The sequence below is a fragment of the Zunongwangia profunda SM-A87 genome (genome assembly GCF_000023465.1).
Lineage (GTDB): Bacteria > Bacteroidota > Bacteroidia > Flavobacteriales > Flavobacteriaceae > Zunongwangia > Zunongwangia profunda.
In genome coordinates this window covers 3112583-3134634 of the sequence record NC_014041.1, presented here as the reverse complement: position 1 = coordinate 3134634, position 22052 = coordinate 3112583, and the positions used below count along the sequence as shown (strand labels likewise).

General features: G+C 35.2%; 20 protein-coding genes. 8 read left to right on the top strand and 12 right to left on the bottom strand.

Annotation, left to right across the window (positions count from 1 at the left end; all coding sequences use genetic code 11):
- Window positions 1-33: 33 nt before the first annotated feature.
- Genes ZPR_RS13785 through ZPR_RS13775 form a run of 3 tightly spaced genes read right to left on the bottom strand, consistent with a single transcriptional unit; the run spans window position 34 to window position 1871 of the window.
- Window positions 34-402, bottom strand: a complete 369-nt coding sequence (locus ZPR_RS13785; RefSeq protein WP_013072323.1) for a response regulator — start codon at window positions 400-402, stop codon at window positions 34-36.
- Window positions 377-1267, bottom strand: a complete 891-nt coding sequence (locus ZPR_RS13780; protein WP_013072322.1) for a histidine kinase dimerization/phospho-acceptor domain-containing protein — start codon at window positions 1265-1267, stop codon at window positions 377-379. The genes ZPR_RS13785 and ZPR_RS13780 overlap by 26 nt, the downstream gene beginning before the upstream one ends.
- Before the next feature lie 19 nt (window positions 1268-1286).
- On the bottom strand, window positions 1287-1871 hold the full coding sequence (locus ZPR_RS13775; RefSeq protein ID WP_041578945.1) for a carboxymuconolactone decarboxylase family protein: 585 nt from the start codon (window positions 1869-1871) through the stop codon (window positions 1287-1289).
- Between the two features lie 259 nt (window positions 1872-2130).
- On the opposite strand from ZPR_RS13775, the gene ZPR_RS13770 reads away from it, so the two are divergent.
- On the top strand, window positions 2131-3111 hold the full coding sequence (locus ZPR_RS13770) for a DUF6807 domain-containing protein (protein WP_013072320.1): 981 nt from the start codon (window positions 2131-2133) through the stop codon (window positions 3109-3111).
- Between the two features lie 105 nt (window positions 3112-3216).
- On the opposite strand, the gene ZPR_RS13765 is transcribed toward ZPR_RS13770, so the two are convergent.
- Complete coding sequence (locus ZPR_RS13765; protein WP_041578944.1) at window positions 3217-4263, bottom strand: substrate-binding domain-containing protein; 1047 nt, start codon at window positions 4261-4263, stop codon at window positions 3217-3219.
- Between the two features lie 299 nt (window positions 4264-4562).
- On the opposite strand from ZPR_RS13765, the gene ZPR_RS13760 reads away from it, so the two are divergent.
- The 7 genes from ZPR_RS13760 to ZPR_RS13735 all read left to right on the top strand — a co-directional run bounded on the left by ZPR_RS13760 (window position 4563) and on the right by ZPR_RS13735 (window position 14611).
- Window positions 4563-5330: a sugar phosphate nucleotidyltransferase gene (locus ZPR_RS13760; RefSeq protein ID WP_013072318.1), complete on the top strand. Its 768-nt coding sequence runs from the start codon at window positions 4563-4565 to the stop codon at window positions 5328-5330.
- 8 nt (window positions 5331-5338) lie between these two features.
- The gene (locus ZPR_RS23715) at window positions 5339-5506 is read left to right on the top strand and encodes a hypothetical protein (RefSeq protein WP_013072317.1); all 168 of its coding nucleotides are present in this window, start codon (window positions 5339-5341) and stop codon (window positions 5504-5506) included.
- On the top strand, window positions 5497-6612 hold the full coding sequence (locus tag ZPR_RS13755; protein ID WP_013072316.1) for a phosphotransferase enzyme family protein: 1116 nt from the start codon (window positions 5497-5499) through the stop codon (window positions 6610-6612). The genes ZPR_RS23715 and ZPR_RS13755 overlap by 10 nt, the downstream gene beginning before the upstream one ends.
- 658 nt (window positions 6613-7270) lie before the next feature.
- On the top strand, window positions 7271-10198 hold the full coding sequence (locus ZPR_RS13750) for a SusC/RagA family TonB-linked outer membrane protein (protein ID WP_013072315.1): 2928 nt from the start codon (window positions 7271-7273) through the stop codon (window positions 10196-10198).
- A 17-nt stretch (window positions 10199-10215) separates the two neighbouring features.
- A complete protein-coding gene (locus tag ZPR_RS13745; RefSeq protein ID WP_041578943.1) occupies window positions 10216-11865 on the top strand; it encodes a RagB/SusD family nutrient uptake outer membrane protein in 1650 nt (549 codons plus the stop codon).
- Window positions 11866-11929: 64 nt separating this feature from the next.
- Window positions 11930-13219 carry a DUF3472 domain-containing protein gene (locus ZPR_RS13740; RefSeq protein ID WP_013072313.1) on the top strand — a complete coding sequence of 430 codons (1290 nt, stop codon included), beginning with the start codon at window positions 11930-11932 and terminating at the stop codon, window positions 13217-13219.
- 27 nt (window positions 13220-13246) lie between these two features.
- Window positions 13247-14611 carry a Gfo/Idh/MocA family protein gene (locus ZPR_RS13735; RefSeq protein WP_013072312.1) on the top strand — a complete coding sequence of 455 codons (1365 nt, stop codon included), beginning with the start codon at window positions 13247-13249 and terminating at the stop codon, window positions 14609-14611.
- A 291-nt stretch (window positions 14612-14902) separates the two neighbouring features.
- Here the strand turns inward: ZPR_RS13735 and ZPR_RS13730 are convergent, their stop codons facing one another.
- The 8 genes from ZPR_RS13730 to ZPR_RS13695 all read right to left on the bottom strand — a co-directional run bounded on the left by ZPR_RS13730 (window position 14903) and on the right by ZPR_RS13695 (window position 22038).
- A complete protein-coding gene (locus ZPR_RS13730; protein ID WP_013072311.1) occupies window positions 14903-15931 on the bottom strand; it encodes an alpha/beta fold hydrolase in 1029 nt (342 codons plus the stop codon).
- A gap of 322 nt (window positions 15932-16253) precedes the next feature.
- On the bottom strand, window positions 16254-16472 hold the full coding sequence (locus ZPR_RS13725; protein WP_013072310.1) for an SRPBCC family protein: 219 nt from the start codon (window positions 16470-16472) through the stop codon (window positions 16254-16256).
- Window positions 16473-16766: 294 nt separating this feature from the next.
- Window positions 16767-17417 (bottom strand): DUF1349 domain-containing protein, encoded by a 651-nt coding sequence (locus ZPR_RS13720; RefSeq protein ID WP_013072309.1) that lies wholly within the window; start codon window positions 17415-17417, stop codon window positions 16767-16769.
- An 818-nt stretch (window positions 17418-18235) separates the two neighbouring features.
- Window positions 18236-18688, bottom strand: a complete 453-nt coding sequence (locus ZPR_RS13715; RefSeq protein ID WP_013072307.1) for a hypothetical protein — start codon at window positions 18686-18688, stop codon at window positions 18236-18238.
- 37 nt (window positions 18689-18725) lie between these two features.
- Window positions 18726-19271: an STM3941 family protein gene (locus ZPR_RS22590; RefSeq protein ID WP_013072306.1), complete on the bottom strand. Its 546-nt coding sequence runs from the start codon at window positions 19269-19271 to the stop codon at window positions 18726-18728.
- Between the two features lie 29 nt (window positions 19272-19300).
- Window positions 19301-20242: a hypothetical protein gene (locus tag ZPR_RS13705; protein ID WP_013072305.1), complete on the bottom strand. Its 942-nt coding sequence runs from the start codon at window positions 20240-20242 to the stop codon at window positions 19301-19303.
- A 75-nt stretch (window positions 20243-20317) separates the two neighbouring features.
- The gene (locus ZPR_RS23430; protein WP_013072304.1) at window positions 20318-21487 is read right to left on the bottom strand and encodes a spermidine synthase; all 1170 of its coding nucleotides are present in this window, start codon (window positions 21485-21487) and stop codon (window positions 20318-20320) included.
- Window positions 21487-22038 (bottom strand): hypothetical protein, encoded by a 552-nt coding sequence (locus ZPR_RS13695; protein ID WP_013072303.1) that lies wholly within the window; start codon window positions 22036-22038, stop codon window positions 21487-21489. The genes ZPR_RS23430 and ZPR_RS13695 overlap by 1 nt, the downstream gene beginning before the upstream one ends.
- Between the last annotated feature and the right edge of the window lie 14 nt (window positions 22039-22052).

Here is a 22052-nt window from a genome sequence, read left to right as displayed (position 1 = left end):
CTTTGTGGCTTTGGTATTTATTTTTAAAAAAATTTATCCAGTCTTTAGATAAGGGGATATTTTAGATAATTTAATCTTATTTAGTGGCTTTACAATATATTCGACAACGCAGGGATATTGTTTTGCTTTTTCTATATCAAGTTTGCTAGTACTGGAGGATAGGATAATCGTTTTATGTGATAGTCCCAATTTTTTCATTTCTTCTAAAAAATCCCATCCCGACATAACAGGCATATTTAGGTCTAAAAAAATAATAGCTTCCGATTCAGATTTTGCAAGTTCCAGAGCAATTAGGGCATCGGTATAATCTTTAACATTATCCTTATAGCCTTCTATTTCCAATAATTTTTTGGTAATAAAATTAGCGATAGGTTGATCATCTACTAAAATGATTGGGGTCATCTATTTTAACTTTTAGTTCAATTAATTCCCGGGAAGCCATATCGATAACTTCTCTTACAATTTCATCCATTTCATTGACCGATGATTTTAATCGTGGTAATAGCTCTTGCCGGCAACTTTCATCATCCATAAGGTCAAACAATTCAATAATCCCCTGGATACGGGATAAGGGCTCTTTTATGTTATGGGCGTTAAGAACTGAAATTTTTAAAAGTTTTTCATTTTTCTTTACAATTTCTTCTGTTCTCTTTTTAATGGTCTCTTTTTGATTTCTATTAATTTTATAAATTTCCTCATTTTTATTCTGAATCGTCGTAAGCGCTCCTTGTAAAATCCTGTTTTTTTTCGCTATTTCCCGTTTTAGGTTTAACTCTTTAAATTTAGCATCAAAACAGTCTGCGGCAAGTTTTAAAATTTCTATATCCCTACTGTTAAAAACTCTTTCTTCATCTGCCACCAGGGATACTATCATTTTATGGTCGTCCTTATTAAATAACCACGACCATAAATAGGGATTTTTAAGTTTAGAAATATCCAATTTTCCCTGAGCTATATTTTCTGGGATGTGAGCTGTTCTTATAGGAATACCAGTTTTAAATAAATTGAGTTCCTCATTGTTTAAGTCTGCCAGACTTTTCTGCCCAAACCAAATATTATTGCCGCATAAAGAATACTCCATAAACTTATTATCCTTTTCGATAATTAGTTTGATGACATGGAAATTAAAAATATATTTTAAATGCTTTTCTGCAACTTTTCCAATTTCCTGAAAATTACTACATCTATTAATACCATTCGCAAATTTAGAATAAGCTTCGTAAGTTATTCTATATAATTGAGATGCGTTATTTTGAATTGGTGACATTTTAAGATAGACTCTTTGTTTACTCGGGAGTCTCTAAAAGTTCGTTGTCTATTTTAATACCAGAAACATCTGCAATCGTATTTAGCATGTTTACTAAATCGGCCTGAGCCATCAGTTCCTGAATTTCTGCATTGGAGAAACCCACTGCTTCAAGTTCAGCAAAATCTTCATCCGAAATTTCGCTGTGCTGTAATGCGGCTTTAGTTACAACGTTAACGGCTTTTCTATAGCTGGCTGGCATAGATGGAGAATCAATATGCTCTGTTGCTTTAAAGCCTTCTTCTTCAGAAATCATAGAGCTCATGCTATCCGCAAATATTCCGTGCGCATGCGAACAATAATTACAACCTCTCGACTTTGATACGTTATAAATAATTAATTGTTTTAATACGTTTGGCACATTACCTTTTATCAGGGTGTTTTTTAATTTATTCCAGTTTCCTTCCAGTAATATAGCATTACTGCCCTGACATTTAAACCAGTTTAGTACGAAGGGAAGTTGTAATGTTTTCTTTGTATCATCATAAATAGCTTTAACATCTTCCGAAGCTTCTTCATAAGAGATCATAGGGTATCTCGAAGGCTTTTGCACAGTTGTATTCATAAAGTGTAGAGATCTAAATAAATAAGTTAAATTTTGAGGCTAGGATAATATCGACAAAATAAGCAAAAAAAATATTAAAATTCTAGTAACCGATTAAAGATTGACATTTATTTATGATTCAGTAAAAGAAAGGAGCTTATTGGTAGCAATTTTCATAGTGGGATTGTATTATTAAGATAATAGACCGATATGTATTGTGAGGTTTAGCATTTGAAGCATATAATCAATAGATTTAAGATCTAAAAAAGAGGTTTCAACAATGGAATTGTATAAAGTCTATTATATCCTTATTTCTATATTTTTTTTGCAGGTAGGTGTATATGCACAAGAGGGGGAATTTGATCATAGTGCTGTAGTATTTGAAGATGATGGAAGTGCTATTATTGCCAAAATCAAAAACAAACCTGTTTTTCAATATAACTACAAAACTCAGATGCCGGATAATACTATGGAGTATTATAAAAGGAGCGGTTTTATTCATCCGCTATATTCTCCAGATGGGGCAGTGATAACAGAAGGATTTCCCGAAAAGCATACACATCATCATGGCATGTTTAGTGCCTGGGTGAATACAAAATTTAGAAATGAGAAAATAGATTTCTGGAATCAACAGGAGAAAACAGGGACTGTAGTTTTTAAAGAAATTTTAGAAGTTTTGTCTGAAAGGAAATATGGACAATTAAAAACAAAGCAACAACATTTAGCCTTTATAGCTGGCGATACAATCCCTGTATTAGAAGAGATTTGGACACTAAAAGTATACAATTCTACAGCTCCATTTATATGGGATATTACAATAGAACAAAAGAATATTTCTTCCTCAAATTTACAAATATTGAAATATCACTATGGTGGTTTGGCTTTTCGAGGAAGAGATGAGTGGTACAGGGAAGAAAACACATTACAAACTGAGGATACAGATGTCGATTTTAAGGTCACAACCAATTTTCATCAATCTCGTTTAGATGCCAATCATAGCATTCCAGACTGGGTGCTTATGTACGGCCGAATTGGCAAAACAGCTATGAATCTTATAGTTATTCCATTGTCTACTAATCCTGAATATCCTGATTATCTTAGAGTGCATCCCGATTTTCCTTATTTTTGTTTTACACCTGTGGTTAAAAAAGGCTTTGATCTAAAGCCATCTGAAACGTTTAAAACCAGATATAGAATTATCACTGCTACCCAAACTCCATCAGAGCAAATGATCAAGGATATAGCGAATAAAAAGTTTTAATCATTCCTTCGGATAATCTTCATAATTGAAATAGGTGTTCATACTTCTGGGATCAGCAAAGAAGTTTTGCATCTGTTTGATCCATTCCGGTATATTTATTTAATATTACTTTAAGTACTGTGGGTAATTTTCACTATTTATGATATCGATAGGAAGACTTAAGGATTCCTGCAGGGGTTTGCCAAATAAAAAATATTCAATGAGCTTAGTTAAGCTTAGGTATACCTGTTTCTTGGGGTCCTGGTGAATTAAAAATGCAATTTTATCATGTGCTAAATGATCGATATTTTCTGCTACAAGATCATAACCTATGATTAACGGTTTAGAAAAGCTTTCCGTCATACAATTAGCTAAAAGGTAAGCCTTTGATGTAGTGACAAACAACCCATCAACGGGAGTTATAGATTTTAGAAAATGATCAATGGTTTTTTTAAAAGGAATTTTAGCCTCTTTTTTTAAATTATATACGCTAATATCGTAATCTAATTCTTTTTGTAAATAATAGGTTTTAAAACCAAGTTCTTTTTCCTGCATGTGGGATGCATTTTGAAAAGCTTCATCAATATGTAGAATAGCTAAAGAAGCTTTTGTACCTAATAGCATATTAAAAAGCTTAGCAGCTACGCGTCCACTTTGAAATAAATCCTGACCAATTTGCAGATCAATTTTCTGATCTTTTATATAATTATTAAATGTTGCCATCTTAATATTGGCATCCACACAATTTTTAGCGAAATCCTTTGCTTCTTTATAGAATAAAGGCACCATTAATATAGCATCCGGCTTTTCTGCAAGGATAATTTCTGCCGATTTAGTAAATGATTCAGTTGATTGGGGATTAAATATTCCTTTTTTTATTTTAATTCCAAAATGACTAAATTCATTTTCGATCTGCTTTATCGCATCATAGCAGGGGAGCCAATAGGGATCGTTATCCGCATCTGGTAACAATATAGCAATATTATAAACTTTATTGTTTTTTAGGCTTTTCGCAATAGGGTTAGGTTTATACTCAATTTGATCAAGAACTTTATTAACCTGCTCTAATGCTTTAGAAGATACTTTTCCGCGTTTATGAATTACACGATCTACAGTGCCTTTAGATACGCCAGCTAACTCTGCAATATCTTTAATGGTGTAATTTTTTTTCATTAACACAAATATACTAATCTATATGAATTAACTATCTGAATCATGCTGGATGATGTTAACGTGTGTGTTCGAGCACATTTTTTTTAAAAATCCTTTCTTTTTACATTGATTTTAGATAAATTGTACCGGATATTAACAAAAATATCTTCCGGAAATAATTGTTGTAGATTACAAAATATTGATTTTCAATTTATTAATAGTAGTCGATTAACTGAGATTATAAGAAAGAATAAATTATTGGGATCTTGCAGATGGAAAAACCATTCATACACTACACAAATCTCTGAAAAAACATGTCTATGTCAACTGAAATACAAGAAGCAAAAGGACCTACATTAGTTATACTCGCTGCCGGAATAGGTAGTCGATATGGAGGTTTAAAACAATTAGATACTTTTTCTCCGCAGGGGGATACCATCATTGATTTTTCTATTTACGATGCTATCCAGGCGGGATTTAAGAAGGTCGTGTTTATTATTCGGGAAAATTTATTAGCCGAGTTTAAAGAGGTTTTTGAGCCTAAATTACGAGGTAAAGCAGCAGTAGATTATGTCTTTCAGGAATTAGATCGCGTGCCCGATGAATACGTAGACCCAAACCGCACCAAACCCTGGGGTACGGGACACGCATTACTTTTAGCAAAAGATGTGGTCAAAGAAAACTTTGCAATTATTAATGCAGATGATTTTTATGGGCGCCAATCGTTTATCACGATGGCAAATGCACTTAATAAGGAAAGTAGCGATTCTTATAATTTTAAGATGGTTGCTTTTCAGCTTAAAAATACGGTTTCAGATCATGGATATGTTTCTAGGGGGGAGTGTAAAGTTTCGAAATCGGGGTATCTGGAAGAGGTCACCGAACGTACACACATTGAAAAGAGTGGAGAAGGCATTCTTGTAAAAACTGAAGAAGGCTTGCTAGAGCCAATTGATCCAAATACTTTCGTGTCTATGAATTTTTGGGGTTTCACACCAAAATGCTTTGAATTTGGATGGGAGCTTTTTTATAACTTTCTTGAACGAAGTAGTGGCAATATAAAAGCTGAATTTTTATTCCTACCGTAGTCAACGAAATGTTACAATCTGATAATGTAAAGGTAGAAGTATTAAGCACTTCTGAGAAGTGGTTTGGAGTGACTTACAAAGAGGATAAAATCATCGCAGAGAAAGAAATTAAAAAATTAAAAGAAATTAAAAAATTAAAAGAAAAAGAAATTTATCCGGTACAATTATGGGATTAAATAAAAAGGAGTTAATAGCTTCGGTTTTTAATGCTTTTAACCACAACTGTACCATTGAAGAAATACAGGAATTTTCTAGTGGTCATATTAATGATACGTACTTTATCGGTACTTCTGGAGCTCACAATTTTGTATTGCAGCGTATTAATGATGAAGTATTTCATAATGTTCCGGCACTGGTCAATAACAAAGTAAAAATTAGTAAACACCTGGCTAGTCAATTTCCAAAACTCACTGCCAAAGAAAAATATAGACATGTGCTTACTTTTCTGCCAACACGGAAAGGGGCTTATTTTTATCAGGATGCTTTTGATAATTATTGGAATTTAACATATTACATCAAAGACAGTATTTCTTACGATACCGTTACCGATAAAGAAATTGCCTACGAGGGAGGAAAGTTATTCGGTAAATTTATTAGTCAGACCAGCGATTTTGATGCCGGCCAGCTAGTAGAAATTATTCCTGGCTTTCACGATGTTCCTAAAAGATTAATACAATTTGAAAAAGCAAGAGATAAGGCTTGTACGGAACGCTTAGAAAAGGCAGTTTCGCAAATCGAATGTGTGCATTCATTGCAGACAGAAATGGTAATTTTACAGCAATTAAAAGATGAAGGTAAAATACCTACTAGGGTAACACATAATGATACCAAAATTTCTAATGCCCTTTTCGATAGAAATAATAAAGGTTTGTGTGTTATTGATACCGATACAGTAATGCCCGGTATCGTTCATAATGATTTTGGTGATGCCATTAGAACGATCTGTAATACCGCGGAAGAAGATGAGAAGGATTTGAGCCTGGTCAAATTCAATGTGAAATATTATGAGGCCTACCTTAAGGGCTTTTTAGAGGAATTACAGCACTCATTATCAGATTTAGAAATCGAATTTTTACCATTAGGGGCAAAAACGATAATCTTTATCATGGGATTACGATTTTTGACTGATTATCTGGCAGGTGATGTGTACTACAAAACTTCTTATGCTGAGCACAATCTCGATCGTGCAAAAAACCAGTTTAAACTTATCGAAAGCTTTGAAGATCAATACCCAGATATCCTAAAACTTAGCAAATCTATATTGAAATCAAAACGATTATAGAACTCTGTAATTAAGCCTAATGATGGGTAATTATAGTTTAAAAATCTTTTTGAAAAAAATAGTATTAACATTTTTTACGATTTTTCATGTATAGATATATGTAGAAAAATTATGTTTTCAAACATGACGAAAAATGCTTTGTATTCGAACCTATTAAAAAATTAAACTTTAACATAAATTAATTATGTGCTCGAACACATAATTAATATTAATTTATTAGATTAGTAAAATATTAACAAATAAAAGAAGCTAGCATAGCTTTTTTAAATTGGAGAATAAGTTTATCTGTTATGGACGGACTCCGATTTAAGTTTTAAAAATAGAGCGGAACAAATCGCCAAATCCACAATCAAAATGATATTCTTATGGTATAAATACAAATACTATTGATGCTTTAGATCTAAATAAAATTTTTTAATTAAAAGTGTGCTCGAGAACACTTTTAATTGTCTTGCTCCTAAAGTGATTTCTAAATTTCTTATACGGATATAGGCAGAGAAAAATCAAACTATTGGCCTTTCCCGTTTTTATAAGCTCATATGGAAAAACTTTTGTCTAGATATCTACACCCAGCTAATGAAATTTAAGAATTAAAACAACTATAAGCCTCAGATAACATGATGTACAAAATCACTCAATCAATTAAACAGCGTAAATTATGATTAAACTTTTAAGCAATTTGTTTTTCGCTTTGTTTCTAGTAGGTGCTGCCTTCTCGCAAAACGAAATAACGGGTGTGGTGACCGATTCAGATTCAGGATCACCAATTCCCGGAGTTACTGTCCAAGTTAAGGGCACTTCTATAGGGGCGGTGACCGATTTTGATGGAAATTATAACATAATGGGAGATGTTGGTGAGGTACTGGTGTTCAGTTATCTCGGCTTTTCTCCCAAAGAAGTTACTATTTCTAATGATCGTATTATTAATGTAAGTCTGCAGCCATCTACTTCAGAACTTGATGAGATCCTTGTAGTAGGATATACCGAGCAAAAGAAATCAAGTATAACTTCGGCTGTTTCTGAAGTGACATCAGATGAACTTACGGATGTCACTACTTCAGATGTTTCAACCATGTTACAGGGTAAAGCTGCCGGAGTTCAGGTGGTTCAGGGGTCAGGGCAACCAGGATCCTTGCCTTCATTACGTATTCGGGGACTTACTTCTATAAATGGAGGTACTAATCCATTATGGGTGGTTGATGGCGTAATTGTTCACGGCACGCCCAACCTAAACCCAAATGAGGTAGAAAGTATTTCGGTATTAAAAGATGCTTCAGCGACAGCATTGTATGGTTCTCGAGGAGCAAATGGGGTAGTGGTGGTTACTACAAAACAAGCCAGGCTTGATCAAAATACGCTTAGAGTTTCTTCAAGGCTAGGGTATAGTTATTTCAATAATGGCAATTTTGAAACGATGAATTCCAGGCAGTTGTATGATTACTACCAGTCTTTTGGTAATCCTAACAGCATTCCCGAAGGAGTAGACGAGGGCGTGCTAACGAATGACTACGACTGGTTTGAAAATGGGACACAAACCGGTGTGATTCAGGATCACAATCTAAGTTTTACGGGAGGAAATGACAAATCAAAAACATTTTTATCATTAGGATATTATAATGAAACCGGCACACTAAAGGGCTATAAATATGATCGGGTAAGTGCACGTCTTAATCATGACTATAAGGTGGGAGATAAACTTACCTTAAAACCAAAAGTAGCGGTAAATTACAATAAACGCAACAATAGACAACATTCGCTATACGCCTTATATACCTATATGCCATGGGATCTTCCTACAGATGAGGAAGGCGAGATTATCAATCCACAGAATTTGCAAAACGCACAGGTTTGGTATGGCCGGGATAATGCTAACTATCTGTACAATCTACAATTTGACTATAGTAATAGTAGAGAATTTAACCTGTTTTCAAATATGGATTTGGAATACCAGATCCTGCCTGATCTCAAGTTCATTTCAACAAATAGTGTGACATTTTACTATGCCGATGGTATGAGTTATACAGATCCAAAATCTACGGCCGGTCTTGCTAATAATGGTCAGTTGTATAAATATAGTAACAAACGTATTACCAACTTCACCAATCAAATGCTCAAGTATTCAAAGGACTTTGGGGCTCATCGACTTAACACGCTTCTGGCTTATGAATATCAGGATTATAAATACGCGTCTAATGGTGCAACCGGTTATGGAATCGTCTCGGGTACCAGTATTCTTGACAATGCCGCAACTCCAGGAGCGGTATCCGGAACAACCAATGATTCAGCTCTTCAATCGGTATTATTTAATGCAGACTACGGGTATGACAATCGATACTTAGCCCAATTTTCTGTACGTAGAGACGGAGCTTCAAATTTTGGTAAGGATAATCAATATGGAACCTTTTATTCTGGAAGCCTGGGATGGAATATTCATAATGAAAGCTTTTTTAATGTCGAAACTATCGATCAATTAAAACTTAGAGCCAGTTATGGTGCGGTAGGTAACAGGCCTGCAGCATTATATCCTCAATACGATTTATACAGTCTGCAGAGTACCTATAACGGTCTTGCTGCTCCTTCACCATATCAATATGGTAATGATGACTTAGCCTGGGAAATATCTTATCAAACCAATATTGGTATAGATACGCGATTCTATGACCGGATAGCTTTGTCGTTGGAGTATTATAATAAAGATACCTCAGATTTACTATACTATGTGAGTCTGCCATCAACCAGCGGGTATAATGGCTATTATGAAAATATTGGAGGGGTGGAGAATAAAGGTTTTGAAGCCAATCTTTCAGTAACTATTTTTCCCCATACTCAAAATGGATTTGGTTGGACACTTACCGGGAATATTGGAACAAACAGCAATGAGGTAACCGAGTTATTTGAAGATGCAGATATAGATCGGGGCACTAAGTTATCTAGAGTAGGAGAGGACTATAATACCTGGTTTATGCGTAAATGGCTGGGAGTAGATCCAGATACGGGTAGCCCACTTTGGGAGGTAGTAGACCCAGAGAACGGCGAGCGCAGCGAAACTACAGACTATAATGCAGCAACCAAACAGATCGTAGGAACATCTACTCCCGATTTTTATGGCGGTTTTAGTTCAATGATGCATTATAAAGGTTTTTCCCTTAGCGCCAACTTCAATTTCTCAAAAGGAGGCTACATTTATCACTCGAGTAGGGAATTGTATGATGCAGATGGTGCCTACCCAACCTATAACCAACAAGTGTTACAAGACGGCTGGAGCAGATGGGAAGAGCCTGGCGATATGGCTACTCATCCTCAGGCACTTTATGGAGGGAATAACCTTTCTAACAAAACCTCTTCGAGATATCTTGAGGACGCAAGTTACTTAAGAATGCGAAACATCCGTTTGGGATATAGCTTTCCAAAAGTATGGTTAAACAATCTCAAACTGGGCAGTTTTGAGCTGTATATCACCGGAGATAATTTGCTTACCCTTACAGATTTTTCAGGTACAGATCCTGAAGTAGGGATCGATGGCTATGCTAGTTCCCAGTATCCAGTTTCAAAACGTTTAGCCTTTGGACTAAACGTGTCATTTTAATCTAAAAAACCAATAAAATGAAAAATATACTAATACTTCTATTCATCAGTCTGACTCTTATGAGTTGTGAGGTTGAAAGATTTCCCTACGATTCAATTGCCTCAGAAGAATTATTATCCGGAGAGGGAGGAATAGCCGCAGCAACGCTGGGAAATTATGCCATTTTAAAAGGTGATGCCGACGGAAATGGCTTTGCTTCTCAATTTCATCGAATAGCAGAATACCCGGGGGATAACGTTGCCTTGAGTGGTACTACAACAGATGCATTATTTTTTACGTATAATTACAATAATTTAGCAACTAGCGGTCGTGTAAATAATTTTTGGACCTCAGGATATCAGGCTATTGTGGGATGTAATAAAATGATAGCGCTGACTACTGAAGGAGAGTCTGAAGAAACAGATCAGCTCATTGGAGAAAATTATTATTTAAGAGCTTATGCCTATTTTGAACTGGTAAATGTTTTTGGAAGACCTTATAACCAGGGACGGGATAATTTAGGGGTACCTTTAAAATTGAGCTCGCAAATAGATGATCTACCAGATCGAAACACCGTAGGGGAGGTATACGATCAGGTGTTGGCCGATCTGTTAAAGGCTGAATCTTTAATGAGTGTAAATAAATCTAATAGCTATGCCACAAAGGAAGCAGCTCAGGCGCTGTTGTCCAGAGTGTATTTGTATATGGAAGAAAATCAAAAATCTATTGAATACGCCAATAAAGTGATTTCTTCGGGTAGATATAATTTGCTTTCTACAGATCAACTTCCTGATTATACCAGGCTCAATCCAGATGATAATCCCGAAACTATTTTTTGTTTCAAATTCTTAGAAGAATCAGATTATAATCATGGATATTATACAGTGGGGTCACTTTATGCAAATATACTTGGCAGCGGATGGGGAGAAATGTATGCATCAAGTGATTTTCTTAACCTGTTACGAAAAAATCCTTCAGATAAAAGATTAGAATTTATTGATCCGCAATATCTTACTGATGATAATGGAGATCGAATTCCAGTAGTGTATTGGATAAATGAAAATTATCAATATGTATTTAAAAGAACTTTTGAGCAGGGAGGTAAGACTTATTTTTCAGACAATGGAACAGATTATTTAGTTTCTGATGAAGAAAACGGGTCGCAAACACTTTATTTTTATACCACAACATCTGGTAGTAAGCAATATGTAATTAAGGATTACGACATGGTAAAACGTAATGGGTATCCTAAATTTTTTATTCTGAAATGTTCATTGCAGGATGACGTACCTCAATTATGGTCTCCGGTAGTATCGCGTTTAGCAGAGATGTACTTAAACCGAGCTGAAGCATATGCGAAATTGAATCAGGTTGGGAATGCACTGGATGATGTAAATGTGATACGTACCCGGGCAGGCATAGCAGCCTATGATGATGTATCTAACTTTCCTGACGGGATGAATATTCTGGATGTGGTTTTACAAGAGCGCAGGATGGAACTTGCTTATGAAGGCCATCGTAAATTTGATGTTTTTCGTAATGGACGAACAATGAACAGACGCTACCCCGGTACACATTTAAATGGAAACAATCCTCGTTTTGAAATTCCGGCCAGCGCTAATCGGGTTATTGAGTATATCCCGGAAGCGCAAATAAATGTTCAACCAAGTTTGATACAAAATGACTGATTTTTATAGGCATAAACAGATTTTTTCATTTAACAGCCTTTATTGTTTAATCCTTAGTTTTCTTGTGTTTAGCTGTAATCAAAGCGATAAGGAAAATAAAGATTATGAAGAAATTGTATATAATTTTACCACCCGTATTCCTGCCGGAGGGAATTCCTGGATAAAAAATAGTCCTGAGAAAACGAAGGCTCTGGTTTTTGATACCGGAATTCATAATTGGACATCTACAGATGATATTCTCCAAACTTATTTCGCTACCTCGCAAAGTGGAAATTTACAGATAGGCTTATCTGTTAAAGTTCCCGAAGGTCTAACAGATATTCAGGTGCTTTTAGATGGGAATGTGCGGGAATTAAAATTATCCAACGCTACCTATAAAGATATTGGGGTTGCTGAGTTTGAAGAGGTAGCTTCGGGTTATCACACTTTAGAACTAAAGGCAAAGCACAAAACAGGTAATTATGTTGCAGACGTACAGGAAATTTTATTGGGAGGAAGTGTTGCTTCCTCTGAGGTAACTTTTATAAAAGAGAGCGAAAACTTTTATTTTGGACGTCGTGGTCCTTCGGATCATTTAAATTTTACCATTCCAGAAGACAAGGAGTTACTTTATTTCTATAGTGAAATAGAAGTTCCGCAAGGGCAGGATAAAATAGGTTCTTATTTTACGGCCGATGGTTTTAATTATGGATATTTTGGCATTCAGGTAAACAGCGAAAAAGAGCGTAGAGTAATTTTTTCGGTATGGAGCCCTTATGTAACCGATGATCCTTCACAAATTCCCGAAGATCAGCGTATAATTCTTTTAAAAAAGGGAGAAGCTGTAAATGCCGGGGAGTTTGGAAATGAAGGTTCTGGTGGCCATAGCCATTTGGTATACGACTGGCGTACAGGAAGTACCTATAAATTCTTGCTTAAAGGAGAACCTTCGGTAAAGGGGTCTTCAGACTATACCGCATATTTTTATGCACCAGAATTAGGAGAATGGCAGCTTATCGCTTCTTTTAGAAGGCCGCAGACCAGTAGTTATTTAAAAGGTTTTTATTCTTTCTTAGAAAACTTCAACCCTAATACAGGTAATCAGGAACGTAAAGCTTTTTATAAAAACCAATGGGTTTATGATACTAATGGGGCCTGGACAGAGATCACTGAAGCCACCTTTACGGTAGATGCTACTGCAAAAGCAGGTAGAAGATTGGATTATGGAGGTGGGAGTGAAGACTATGGCTTCTATCTAAAGAATTGTGGTTTTTTTAATTCTGAAGTTACACCTGGAACTGTTTTTAAAAGAGTCCCAAGTTATAAGGAACCAAGTATTGATTTAAATCAATTTGATGAAATCATAAACAACTAAACATCTATTTTTTTAAAATATTAAGGAATGAAGTCAAGAAGAAATTTTATCAAGAGATCGGCAGTAATAGGGGCAGGGATTAGCCTTGCACCAAACCTGGTATTTCCTTTTAATCCTAAACCGGCAACAGATCGTTTAAAAATAGCGTTTATAGGTGTTGGGCTAAGAGGAACCAATCATCTTAACAATGCAGTTCACCGTAAGGATACTGAGATTACCGCAATTTGTGATATCGATCCTAAACGTATCGATATTGCTCTGGAACTACTTAAAAAAGACGGGCGTAAAAAACCGATGATTTTTGGTAAAGACGAGAATGATTATCTTAACCTTTTGGATGCTCCCGATGTAGACGCAGTCATAATTGCGACACCCTGGTTATGGCATACCAAAATGGCTGTAGCCGCAATGAAAGCAGGGGTTTATGCCGGACTTGAAGTTTCGGCTTCTCAAACTATAGAAGAATGTTGGGATTTAGTAAATACACACGAGGCTACTGGTACCCATATGATGTTTTTGGAGAATGTAAATTTTAGAAGAGATGTGATGGCAGTACTCCATATGGTTAAGCAAAATGTATTTGGTGAAATGCTTCATTATCGTTGTGGATATCAACACGATTTAAGAGAAGTAAAATTTAATAATGGCGAGCAACCCTATGGCGGTGGTGTTGAATTTGGTGAAAAAGGGCTTTCAGAAGCACGTTGGAGAACAAAACATTCTGTTTTACGAAATGGAGATACCTATCCTACGCATGGGGTTGGCCCCATCGCTGCAATGGCCGATATTAACAGGGGAAACCGCTTTACCAGCATGACCGCAAATGCTACAAAAGCCGTAGGATTGCATAAATATGTGGTGGATCATGGCGGGGAAGATCATCCCAATGCTAAAATCAAATTTAAACAGGGAGATGTGATAACCTCTATGATTGAATGTGCCAATGGGGAGACAATAATAGTTACACACGATACCAATCTACCACGTCCATATTCATTGGGCTTTAGAGTGCAGGGAGCAAACGGACTTTGGGAAAAAGACGGTGACCGTATCTATGTGGAAGGACAATCGGAACCACACCAGTGGGATAATTCTGCCGAATGGCTTAAAAAGTATGATCATCCAATATGGCAAAAGTATGGAGAAGAAGCTACCGGCGCCGGTCACGGAGGGATGGATTATTTTGTGATGAAATCCTTTGTTGAGTCGGCATTAGCAAATGTGGCTCCTCCTATCGATGCTTATGATGCTGCGGCCTGGAGTGCCATAACCCCGCTATCAGAGGCGTCTATAGAGAATAATGGAGAACCTCAGGAATTCCCGGATTTTACGCGTGGTCAATGGGTCGCCAGAGCACCTTACGACTGGATGAAAGATGAATATGGTAAATAATAGAACTTTTCCCAATTGAGATAAATCGGTTGGGAATTTTTTTATCAGATTTCTAAGTTATAGGAATGTCTGGGAAGAATCAGGAGCATTAGGCTGAATTTGATCGTTAATCGCAATCGTAACAGCACTATATTTTAATGATTACAAATAAATAATTTGCTAAAAATTTATAAATGGTTTATTATAAAAATATTACCTTGATGGAGAGAGCGATTTAAATTCAAGCGAATTTCTATTTTAAGATTTTATATACTATCTTAGTTTTTATTGTTACGTAGTTTTTTGAACTTTTTACTTAATTGTTTCAGCCATTAGGAGTATTTGTTTATTGATCATGTCTGCATTTTTCTTCTTGGTAATTATGGAACCGTGATTAGCATTAATAATAAATTGTTTCCCATTTTTGGAAAGTTCTTTCAATTCTTTTTGCATTTTGAACCATAATTCAATTTGTTTATCTGGGTCTATGCCTTGGTTTCTATATTTTTCCTTTTGAGATTCCTCATATTGTTCAGTTGCAGTAAAAACCAATATCGGTAAAGAATCTAAACTTTTGGTTTGACCAGCTCTCTTAAGAATCATATTATTAATATTATTTTCTTTGATATACCTATGGAATACTTTCCCGGAATACGCCGTAAGATTATGCGAACGTGTATGGAGTTCCTTTGGTAAACCATCATTATTAGGTTCCGATTTAAATAATGTATTAAAAGCTCCAACAATTCCCATATCCGTAAGTATAGCCATGGTTTTTACAATGATTACTTGACTATCACTACACAACTCGTTCTGCGCCAATCGCTTCCATTGTTCAGGGTGACTCGAATCCAAGAAAACCATTCCCTTTACTTCATTAGGATACAGGTCTTGGAATATTAGATTATAAGGACCACCCATAGAATGACCTGCTAATATATAGGGTGGTTTTTCGCCACTTTTTTCAAGTAATCGATGCAATTGCTTGGCATAAAATTCTGGAGTAATACTGTCTTTACTTGATTCACTAAACCATTTTCCTTCTCGATCATAACGAATGACTCTCATATTTTTATTTAATCCTTCCGCAATCCAATGCAACATATCGGTATTACTGCCTGCACCTGCTTCAAGAATAAGACTTGGTAAATCATTTTTTTGGCCTTCCGCTCTTATATGCAGTTTAGTTCCATTAATGTCAACTAACTCTCCCGGTGGGACTGGTTTTGAACCAAATAATCGAAAGCATAAACCGCATATTAATAGAAGAAGAATAAAACCGGCCAAAATTTTACCAATCCATTTGAAAATTTTAAGAATGAATCGTAGTGTAGTTTTCATAAATTTTTAAAATTCTAAGTACAAAAATATCTAATGATAAGTAGTCTATATTGCGATTTTTCTGTTACCGTTTAATTGTACCGTAATATTCTCAAAAACCACAAAGAATACAAAATTTTAATGATTTGTAAATTCCTTTTTAATTTTTATGTTTTATAAAGCTCATAAAAATCTGTGTCAAATTTGTTTAATGGGTTCTAATTATAAGTACTAAACACTTTAAGATAATCATTTGGATGATTGAAGATTTTTTCACTTTCACTTTCAAATGCATTATTCGCTCTTTCGGTCAAGTCTACAAATTTTGTAGGTACAACGAGTTTTATTGGTTCTGATAAATGTTTGTAAAATTATCGGCTAAATGGCCTAAAAAACAGAGTGGTGATTTATAGTCAAAAAAATCAGTCATCAAGGTTCCACCATTGAAATTTGCAAAATGATGTTCGTGTTTATCTTCCGAAAATGCTCCCTCCACCATTTGGTCAGCAAAGTAATTTGGTCGTTCAAATTCGGTTATTTTAGAAGTTAGTTTTTGGTACACTCCAAAATGTTTTGCTCGCCACGTGACGCTTTCCTTCAGTCTGATTAATCAGTTTCGCTTGCCTGCAATTGCAGTTTCATTAGTGTGTTGAGTCGATATTCTATGCAGATAAATGCTACGAGAAAGGTCGAAAACTATTTCCCTATTAGCTTTAATTTCAGTTCTTAATAGAATTCTCGGCATTTAGTTTTAGGGTGGATGCTTATATTGTTATGAAAAATAACCTATAACCTTTCGGTTATTCATAAAGATCGATGCGCTTTAAGCTTTGATGATTGCCTTTTTTGGTAAGTTTTATTCTTTATTTCTTTCTAACCATTCTAATCTTTTCATGTCGGGCAAATGCTTTATACTAAAATCTTCAAATATAGCTTTGAATCCCTCTCCATCCGGGCTTGCGGCCATCATACCAACCTTAACAGGAACATTATTTTTTAGGTAGCTCAGGTTACTCATCGTATAATTTTTTCCATCGAGGGAATAGAATATTTCAACAGCATCTAATCGCCGGATAACTTTAATCCATACCGAAGCTGGTTGTTCTGACAACTGAATGACACTCCAACTACTTTTAGTATCGGTAACGACGGTGCTGAAGTTATATTGGCCGTCAACATATTCAATTCCCGTCTTTATCCAATGTTCTTCGTCAACTCTTAGCATCATACCCATTTGGTCAAAGCGAGTTGTATACTCTCCTGTTATTTTTAGGTTTGCCTCAAACTCTCCACCTCTTGTTGTGTAATAAAATGGTCCATCATCGACTGTAAAACCATAGTGCGTTTCACGCCAATAGTCCGATTGGGGGGTCACAAACATTTCTAATTTATCCTCTGATACTTGCCACGAAGCTGGTTCATTAAGCCAGTTCATAGTTTTTAAATTTTGAGAAGAAGCAATTGTTGCTATCATAAGTAGTAAGGGTAAAACAATACTCTTTTTCATTTTATGCTCTTAATAATTGTTAAGGGTAGTTTGTCTCAAAACTACCTGATGATATCTTAAAAATAGTTGAAATTAGGATTCCAAAAAAAATTTATATTGATTTCCGTATTCCGGTTGATTTGCTATAGATTAGTCTTTATAAATTATAAGCCAGTGCGATGGGTAAAGGTGAAGCGATCCAATAATAAAATTAATATATCAATCTACTTTTTGTGCAACTTTGTCGCCTCTAAGCTTAAAAAGACCAATAGAGAAAAAGTAAAAAGCTTGTACTAATTTCTAAAGATCATATAGGGCTAAATCAGGTTTTCCATACGATGAAAATTATATATCGAATTTAGGATAAAATGTTTGGAAGCTAGCTTAATTCGTTGTTGAACTAAATAAAAGTAGCCGGAAGAGTTCTAAATCAGTATTCACTCCTTTTGGTATTGTGTAATTAATTCATTGTAAGTTTTAAAAATAGTCCCACATTGAAAGTGCCTGTTATGTTGTATCTGAATTTGATTAGCTCTCTTGTAAATCAAATCTTCAGTTGATCTTCCCGAGAAAAGGCAGTAAACTGAATGATCTTTGTGATATGGCACAGGATGCTGTTTTTCATGTTGTTACAAATATTCAAGCTAACCATGCCGATAAAAAGAATGCTCTTCTATAGACGGTTTTTTACCTGAAGCTTTTTTATCATCATGGATTTTTCATTTATTCCCATAATCAAAGGATTAGAGCAATATATCTCTGACTATTCACTCCTAAGCAAAATGATTAGTTTTATAATCTATACGCGCTAAAGCAAAGAATAATGTGCAATTGGAAAATTACATTTCCATATTGATCTGTCGCCCCTCTTTTTCAGCTTTTTTATCCATTTGTGCGCCAAAGGCCATTCCGATGACCATGCCTATGGGAAGTCCAATTCCTAAAAAGGCCATATTATCTAAAGCAAAACCGAAAACAACCCCTAAAGGAAGTCCAAAAGCCGACATGCCCAGTATTAGCCAGATCTTTCTATAGTAATTTTTAGGAACTAATTTTTGCTCTTTTTCAAGAACCTGAATCATTTTAAATTGACTTTTCCTAATTTGAGAATTGAGTTTTTTAAGCGATGCGGCGTTAATTTTGTCAATTTCAATATTTAATTTTTCAATTACTATCTCGGTAAGATCCTGCTGCTTTAGTACCTCAAGAAATCCCATAAATTGAGAAAAACTCCTATAAGCCTTTTTATTTTGCCCAATATCAGACCTGGGATGTATGCTTTTTAATTCCATTAGAGAGAAATAGTAATATTCTGGAAAAATAAATCAATTATTTGATATACTTAAATTTTCGGTAATTTTCTTTTACTAAAGCGGTAGTAGTTCCAGCATCAAACTCAAGATGGTTTAGGCTAATACTAAAAGGGGTTTTGCAAATACGGTCATTCAGTTTTAAAATGATCTTTTTCCAGATCCTGGTATTTTCCAGATATTTCTCTGGTCGTTTTACATAAATCAATAAAGACTTACTAGAAAGTACGGTTTTGGATTCAATAGCGGTAATATCATCCCACATTATCAATCCAACACTGCTTGCATTGGTGTGATCCACAATTCCTTTACGATTTATAGTAAGTGCGGCTTGTTTTCTATTCCGCAGAGAAAATAAATAGCCGGTAATTCCACCGAAAAATAGCAAGCTAAAAATAGTCGCAGCGCGAACAAACGTGGGAACTAAAGAATTTGCCGCTTTTGCATAAAGATCGGCATTGATAAAAATAAGAATCGAAGTAATAACAAAAAACAATCCTATGATAATTAGGTTATTTTGTTTTTTTTTATCCGGTGATATGGAAATGGGTTCTATAGGTATCATAAAAACTAATGTTATACTATAAATTTAATCTAATTTTTAAGCAACTGCAATTTTTGTTGCATCTTGGCTTTAATGGCATTTTGTAACTCCTGTAACTGGTTTTTTAGCATATGTTCGATTGTTGAAACCTGTAGATAAACGCTTTGAACATGGGATCTGGATTTTGAAATTTTTTCCTGAACGATAAAATCGAAAATAAGTCCGTCAAAAATATAATCACCAAAGCTGTTGAAATCACCAATATCAATACTTTCATTAAGTTGCGTGGGTAGGACAACATCCCGTAATTCGCGGGAAAGGTTATCAAGATAAAATTGCGCTTTAGAAATACCTAATCTCGCCTCATCGATCTTCCCATGTTTTATAGAGGTCACGAGTAAACCGCCACCAATCATATCAAAAGTTCCCCAGCTTTCCGCCGATTGTAGTTGATTAAAGGTTTCATTTAAATAATGCAGTGCAGGCTCGGCTTCTTGCAAGACTTCTTCAATTTCCTGGATGTGTAAGGCTGCAGCGTTAATATCATCGATTACATCTTGTAAGTTTTTGGAACTCTCATCTTCCAATGAAAGCAGAAATTCTTCTTTTTCCCGGAGTAAGAGCTGGTATTTTTCTTCGGAATTTTTTAGCAGGTTAATTTGAATGCGAAGTTGTTCAACAGTCCTTTTAATCAATTTAATTTCTTTGATCGCTTCTTCGTACTGTAGTTTTGCTTTTAGGTATTCCTGCCGTTCTTTTTCCTGTTTCTTGTCTTTATTCGCTAAAATGCTATAAAAAAGAGCAGTAAGGTTGAGCTTATCGAGTTGTTCTACATCGTGATATTCTTTTTCCAATACTTGTTTTAATTGGACACTACGCTCTTCTTTACTTTTTAATCGTGAATTAGCTTCTCTATATTGGGACTGTAATTTATATAATTTCGAGAGTAATAATTGTTGTTTTTGAAATTCTTCCTCTTTTGGAAATGGCATAGATTAAAATTTTTAGAAAAAAGAGCTTCTTTTTAATGATAAGTAGCAATTTAACCGAAAATGTTACAGGAAACCTTAGTATTTAAAAGGCTTGACTGTGCGTTGAAAAGCGATCAATAAACGATTAATGCCTTCTACTTTTTGAAGATTGAAGACTTCGAAATTCGGGTTGTTTTCAAAAAAGTCAGTAACTTTTTTTGTTCTATCCGCGGCATCGCTACGAAAACCTAAATTAAATAAGAGGCTATTTTGGCAAATGTTGCTGAGCTGTAAACAAAATTTTTCAGAAAGAAAAATACTAGGTATTTCTGTATCAATAAATAAATCTATAATGATAAGATCGTACTGTTGCTTACTATGTTCAACGAAATGGAAAGCATCTTCCTGATGGATTTTTAAATTTTTTATAGCTGAAAGATCAAATTCGGTTTTGGCTATATCAATGATCTTTTGATCGATTTCTACCGCTTGTATGCTGCCGTAGAAATTAAATTTTTCCTGAAGTGATTTTACAACGCTCCCGCCGCCAAGACCTAAAATTAAAACAGAATCGATTTGGGAAAAATCAATACGCTTCAGTCCGTTTTCCAGTACATGTTGAAGCGTGCCGTACGAATAGTTTGCGTTTTTGGTATCTAATACTTTTTTGCCGTCTATCCATGTAATTTCCAGTTTTCCACTGAAATCCGAATCTACTTTTTTGGTGATGGGCCACAGGTAGCTTAAGATTTTTTTGGGTTTAGCGGATAATCCAAATGCAATGCTCTTTGCTTTGCTTTTAAATAAGCTCAATTTTTTATTTAGTATATCAGAGTCTTGCCCCGGCCTAGTTGATTCCAAATTATTTTTCTTTTTAACACCACCGTGTTCAATTAATTTGGCAAGACCAATGGCCACTAATACTGCGATACATGCGGTAGTTCCCAAAGCACCGCCAAAACCCTTAAAGAATTCACCTGTATTTAAGTAAATAAGGCTAAAAATCAATCCTGAAATCGCCACATAGATCCATTTGGAAATAATGTTGATAGATACCATTCCTACAAAAGAAGATCCAATAAATACTAACGGAATTTGCCTGCTAAGATATGCCGGAAGCACATGTGGAAAGCAATAAAAAAACAATCCCACCAGTAACGAGGGCAGGGCAGAGGCCCTAACCGCTCCTTTAGCTTTATGGTTATTAATAAACCAGGTGAGTAAGGCGCCCATAATCCCGGTAAAAGTTAGAATACTTGCTTCCATTACAATAAAAGATATACGATCAGTGAAGATAAGGCCACACCGCCAAAGGCGATAGTCCCTAACTTTCCACCAAAACCGTTAAATACATTTTTTGCAGTAATGAATAATGCGCCCGTTAAAAATGCACTAAAAATTATAAAAGTATAACCAGAAGATACCGCAGGCGCCGTCATTCCCACAAAAGCACCACAATAAGCAGGAACGGGTACTCTTTTAATCCATGCCGCTTTTTTAAATATAGCAGGTAAGTAGGAAGCCAGTGTACCGGTAAAACCAGCGGCGATTACAGCACCAAATTTAAGATCTACGCTTATAAAATAGGTAAGTAAGGCACCCAGGCTCACATAAATAATATCTTGAAGATCATCTAAAAAATGTGCTTCTTCCTGTGTGTTTTTATGATAGTACGCATAGGTGATTAACGCGGTAGATATCATGATCCCTGCTATGAGCCATACATTGTTTATTTTTTCAAATAATATGGATAATAGAAAAGCCAGGTGACATCCAATAAACAAAAAGAAGGCAATTACTCTAAAAAATCTGATCAAAACTAAGTTTTTGG